1 protein-coding gene is annotated in these 478 nt (G+C 45.6%); it reads left to right on the top strand.

Features of this window, described 5'->3' with window-relative positions:
• Nucleotides 1-170: 170 nt before the first annotated feature.
• Nucleotides 171-478 (top strand): ATP-grasp domain-containing protein (locus HC176_RS16305; protein ID WP_245234930.1); only part of this gene is annotated, 308 nt, incomplete at its 3' end.

Below are 478 nucleotides of genomic sequence, written 5' to 3'. Positions count from 1 at the left end.
ATGAATAGCAGGAACACGCCACACAACAATATATAAAAACACTGCTAAAATCTGTCTCAATCCGAAAGTCCTTGCTCGCTTGCAATGCCTGATTGTCCTGCGGACAATCAAGCTCGCCAGCTCGCACTGTTTTTATACGAGACGTTGTAAACAAGGCAAAAAAGGCATTTTTGGAAGGCCTTCAAAAAGGAGAAATTTCGCTGCCTTTGGTCTGGAAAAGTACAACAGGCGGGTACGATGGTAAAGGTGTTGCAGTGATTCGGGACACTAATACGGCGGAAAATTTACCTGAAACACCATGTATTGCTGAAGCTCTTATCCGTTTTAAAAATGAACTGGCGGTGATCGTCACACGAAATCCTTCAGGAGAAGTGAAAACCTATCCGGTGGTGGAAATGGAGTTTCACCCTGAAGCCAATCAGGTGGAATATGTGATCTGTCCGGCGCGTATCGATGCTTCCGTAGCTGAAAAGGCCCG

Source organism: Tamlana crocina (genome assembly GCF_012037625.1).
Note: the sequence above shows the minus strand (reverse complement) of the source record. Positions and strands in the feature narration are given on the sequence as shown.